Annotated in this window: 5 protein-coding genes and 1 pseudogene; all 6 read right to left on the bottom strand. The window is 71.1% G+C overall.

What is annotated here, in order from left to right; translation table 11 throughout:
- A partial coding sequence (locus tag AC5LUJ_RS10105; protein ID WP_493464822.1) for a site-specific integrase occupies positions 1 to 926 on the bottom strand: 926 nt, incomplete at its 3' end.
- 420 nt (positions 927 to 1,346) lie between these two features.
- Positions 1,347 to 1,679, bottom strand: a complete 333-nt coding sequence (locus AC5LUJ_RS10100; RefSeq protein ID WP_250289512.1) for a hypothetical protein — start codon at positions 1,677 to 1,679, stop codon at positions 1,347 to 1,349.
- Between the two features lie 183 nt (positions 1,680 to 1,862).
- Positions 1,863 to 2,057, bottom strand: a complete 195-nt coding sequence (locus AC5LUJ_RS10095) for a helix-turn-helix domain-containing protein (protein ID WP_250289509.1) — start codon at positions 2,055 to 2,057, stop codon at positions 1,863 to 1,865.
- Positions 2,058 to 2,091: 34 nt separating this feature from the next.
- Positions 2,092 to 3,813, bottom strand: coding sequence for a replication initiator (locus AC5LUJ_RS10090; RefSeq protein ID WP_250289507.1), 1,722 nt, complete (start codon positions 3,811 to 3,813; stop codon positions 2,092 to 2,094).
- Positions 3,810 to 4,040 carry a hypothetical protein gene (locus AC5LUJ_RS10085; RefSeq protein WP_250289504.1) on the bottom strand — a complete coding sequence of 77 codons (231 nt, stop codon included), beginning with the start codon at positions 4,038 to 4,040 and terminating at the stop codon, positions 3,810 to 3,812. The genes AC5LUJ_RS10090 and AC5LUJ_RS10085 overlap by 4 nt, the downstream gene beginning before the upstream one ends.
- Positions 4,037 to 4,319 (bottom strand): annotated as a pseudogene (locus AC5LUJ_RS10080) (FtsK/SpoIIIE domain-containing protein); the annotation flags it as partial. The gene AC5LUJ_RS10085 and the pseudogene AC5LUJ_RS10080, both read right to left, overlap by 4 nt.

Raw genomic sequence — 4,319 nt, 5'->3', positions numbered from 1 at the left:
AGAAGGAACGTCGCGCAGCCATGGCGGAAGTCGTGAAGCCGCAGCCACGGCAGGCCGGCACCGTCACGGAGCTGTTGGACGCGTCGGGTCACGTTCCGTGGCTCCATCGGCGTGCCGACCGTCGAGGCGAAGACGAGCCCGTTGTTCTGCCACGACTCGCCGGCCTTGTTCCGTTCGTCCGCCTGGCGCTTGCGTTGGCGTTCCAGGGCGTCAACGGCGAGCGCCGGTATCGGCACCGTTCGCCGTGAACCGTGCGTCTTCGGCTCGACGAGCCGCAGTTGCCCGCTGACCCGTTGGGCGGAGCGGCGGACCCACAGCGTCCGGGCGTCGAGGTCGACGTCATCCCAGCGGAGGCCGAGCAGCTCACCGCGGCGCAGTCCCATCGTGAGCGCCAGGACGAACAGCGCTTCGAGCCGATCATCTATAGCCAGGGTCAGGAAACGACGTGCATCACTGGTGGTCAGCGTGTGCTGTTCCCCACCGGCCAGGCTCGGCGGGCGAACAGCTTTCGCGACGTTGCGGCTCACCAGCTCCATCCGTTCCGCGTCGGCGAGCGCGGCCCGCAGCACCGCGTGAATCTTCACGAGGCTTGCCGGCTTCATCTGCTCCCGACGTGCCGCGTGCAGACGCCGGACGTGGGCCGGCCCGAGTTTGTCCAGGCGGATCTTTCCGAGCATCGGGACGATGTGGCCGTCGATCGCGTACCGGTACCGGGCGAGAGTGGACGGTCGTGTTCCATCGTGAGACTTGATCTCGTCCATCCAGTAGTCCATCCATTCGGCGACGGTGCGGGACTTCGCCGTGAGGTCCTGGCCCTGATCGGCCGCCTTGCGCAGTTCACGCACCTTGGCAAGGGCTTCCTTCTCGGTCCCCCCGTAGACGACGCGGCGACGCCGCTTCCCGTCGATCCAGCCCAGATCGACCACACCGACCCACCGACCGTCACTTTCACGCTGGTAAAGGGCGCCTTCGCCATGGCTACGCCGACGGCCCCGGCGATCAGGAGCGTTCCGCGTCCGACGTTTCGAGCTCTGGGCATCAGAGCCGGTCGGTTCGTCGTCGGCTGCTCCGGTCGGATCCTGCCGCTTGCCGGACATGATGAAGATCACTCCTTGCCGAAGAAATGATGCGAAGAACGGGAGAGCGCCGGGAGGTTGCGTCCGGCGGTTCGGTGCTCCCGCTCCTCTGGGGCGGGGGAGGGTCCGTCGGGAGCCCGGCCGCGTCCAGGGCGCTATCGCGTCACTGCGTGATCGGCTTCGCCGACCCTGGACCCGTCCGCACTCCCGACGGGTGTAACGCCCACCAGAGGAACGGGAAAGAAATGGGGGAAGGACCGCGAGTCCTGGTCAGCGGGGCTGAGGCTGCGCGGGAACCGTCCGATACGGGCGGAGGTCAGGCAGCCAGCCGCCGGCCGGACCAGGTCTGTGCGGCGGGGGCGTTGCCGGAAGCGTGCTGTCGGGGATCGCGCGGAACACCAGCACGACGTCGACGTCTCCGAGGGCTTCGACGAACACCGCGTCGGTGGGGATCGCGACCGCGGTCCGGGCGATGTCGAACGGGTCGGCGCCCGGTTTGACGGTTATCTCGTAGTAGCCGTGGCCGGGGGCGTCGAGGCGGACGAAGGGCTGTCCGTCGGAGGGGTCGCGCGGGGGGTTGAGGTCAGGCGGAATGATGGGCACGGGTCGGTACTCCCTTGCTCTCGAAGGGGGTGCTGATCAAGGTCCCGGTGTGGTGTTCCCGCACCCGCCGGGACCGCTTTAGAGATCTTTGTGTCTGTACGACCGGAGGCCCACGGGCCGCATCGCCGCGTGTGCTGTACTGCCGAAACTCGGCTGTCCGGTTCGGCGCGGACCAGTATGTGATCATGCGGCGGCCTCCGTGTCCGAGACTCCGCGGAGCCGGTCGACGTAGGCGACGAGCGCCGCCCGCGGGATCCGCCGCGATCGTCCGATGCGGACGGATTCGATCTGCCCCGCCGCCATCAGTTCGTAGACGGTGGACCGGCCGACACCGAGGACCGCGGCGGCTTCGGCCGCGGTCAGGAGGAGCTTGTTCATACGTCCTCGCCGGAATCGTCGTAAGACTCGGAGATCATGCGGCATCGCGGAGTAGCGGGTCGGTTGCCGACACCGGGTCGGGGTGTCCGCGCGCGGCCCGCGCCGCGTCGAGTTGTGCGCGCCACCGGTGCCGGTCCGCGACCGCCCGCAGCAGCAGGTGTTCCCGGCGGGGGGTGGCCGGGTCACCGGGTCGGAGAAGCTGCCAGACCGCCCGGTCGGCGCCGCCGCCCTGGCCGCCGGTGTCGGTGTGGCCGAGGACCGCGAGTTGTTGCCGAACCCAGACTTTCCGATCTTCTTTGTGGTCGGCGAGGGTCTTGCCCGACCACTTCCGGGAGACGAGCACCCGCCGGCCACCGAAGCCGAGGGTTTCCCGCCGGTGGGCCTTGCCCCGGCACCGGCCCGATACCAGCCCGGCCCGTGGGTTCTTCGGCTGCACGCCGTAAAGCAGCCAGTTTGCGCACGTCGGCGAGCAGGGTTCGTAGCGCAGGGCGTCGGCGAGCCTGTCCACGTGCGTCCGCTGCGCGTCGCTGGTCATCGTGTGGCAGGCGTCCAGGCTCTTGGTCAGGTATTTGGTCAGGTAGCCGATCAGCCGGCCGGTGGTGGCGTTGTTCGCGGTCACCCCGTCCGCGCGGACCTGCACCCCGAACCGGACCACGTGTGCGGGTTCGGCATCGTCGCCGAGCGTGTCGAGTGCGGCATCCCAGGTCGGCAGCGGTGCGCCGGTGTCCGGGTCGGTGTAGCCGCCGGCCCGTTCGTCCCAGACCGGCAGCTGGCCGGGGGTGTAGACCGGCCGGTCACACGCCGGCCACCACACCTGGTGATAGGTCGCCGCCGCCACCTGCCGCAGCAGCACCCGCGGGATCGTCCCGCGCATCGCCGCGTGCAGATGCGGCGCCAGCCGCCGTTGCGGCTCCAAGGCCGCGAAGTACTGGACGTCCCAGCCGACCGCCCGGCGCAGGTTCTGCCAGAACCGGTCCACCAGCTTGGGAAAGTGGATCGCATCCCGGGCCGCCCGCCGGTAGTCGTAGCCGTCCGGGTCCACCGGGGTGCCGTCGCCGTTTACCCGGCCGTAGCTGTCGCAGGTGAGCGTGAGGAACATCGACGGCCGCCACACCGTGCCGTCCGCCGCGGTGAATGTCCGGCCCACGGTGCGCCGGTCGACGGGGAGCCGGGGCAGGTCGGGGGCGTCCTGCCGCCGCCGGGTCGATCGGGTCCGCCGGGGCCGCTCCCGGGCCTCCGGGGCGGTCGTGCCGCGGACGCCGAGGTCGGTCAACGCCGCGTCCACCTGGGAGATCAGGTCGTCGGCTTCGGTGATCTGCTCGACGTTGTGGCTGGTGACGGCGTCGACGCGGACGGCTTCGAGATCGGCGCGGAGCCGGACGAGGGTTTTCGCGTCGTCGGTCGGCGGGTCCGGGTCGGGCAACGGTTCGTCGTCGAGGTGCCAGCCGGCCTTGCACTGCGCCATCCGCAGCTTGCGGGCCCGGTCCGCGCACGGCGGGCACTTGCTCGCCAGCGTGGCCCCGCACGGCACCGGGATGGTTTCCGTCTCGCCGGTGGTCAGGTCGATTCTCCGCATGGCCAGCGGCCGGATGCACACCCCGTTGTCGACCGCGACCGCCTCGAGAATCTGCCGGGCCAGCGGCAGCCGCAGCCGCGCCGCCCGACTCCCCGCCGCCGGGTCCGTACTCGAGACGGGGCCGGTCGGACTGTCCGGATGCGCCGACAGTAGGCCGGCGGGGTCCGTTCCGTGCGTCATGCGGCCCGCTCCTCCTGATCCTGGTCGTCGTGGTCTTGGTCGTGGTCGTCGCCGGTCGGGTCGGGGTCGGGCGGGTGGCCGGGGGGCGGTTCCCGGCAGCCGCACACCCGCCCCCGCCCGGTCGGCGCCCGGCAGCCGGTATCGGCCCGGTGTGCCGCCCACAGGTGCCGGCACCAGGAGCAGACCGGCAGCACGTACACCGGGGCGTAGCCGTCCGGTCCGGTCATGCCGCCCAGCCGTCGACGTCCGGGGTCCAGCCCGTGCCGGGAGCGTCGAGGCCAACGACCTGACCGGCGACCGGTGGCCGGTAGCGGTGCGCCATCCGGCCGATCTCGGCGTCGTCGATCCAGGCGGCCCGCACCCGCACCGGGTCGGCCTGCCCGTCGGCCAGCACATAGCCGACCCCGGGCAGCCCGTCGGGAATCTCCTCCGCCCGTGCCCCGCGATCCCGGGCACCGTCGCCCAGCACGAGATCGACTTGGTCGGGTTCGGTCAACCGCAACGCG

This window comes from Protofrankia sp. CiP1_Cm_nod3 (assembly GCF_982290655.1).
Note: the sequence above shows the minus strand (reverse complement) of the source record. Positions and strands in the feature narration are given on the sequence as shown.

Coding starts and splice junctions, on each gene's coding strand:
- AC5LUJ_RS10095 (WP_250289509.1), bottom strand. CDS start 2,057: ATGAACAAGCTCCTCCTGACCGCGGCCGAAGCCGCCGCGGTCCTCGGT.
- AC5LUJ_RS10090 (WP_250289507.1), bottom strand. CDS start 3,813: ATGACGCACGGAACGGACCCCGCCGGCCTACTGTCGGCGCATCCGGAC.
- AC5LUJ_RS10085 (WP_250289504.1), bottom strand. CDS start 4,040: ATGACCGGACCGGACGGCTACGCCCCGGTGTACGTGCTGCCGGTCTGC.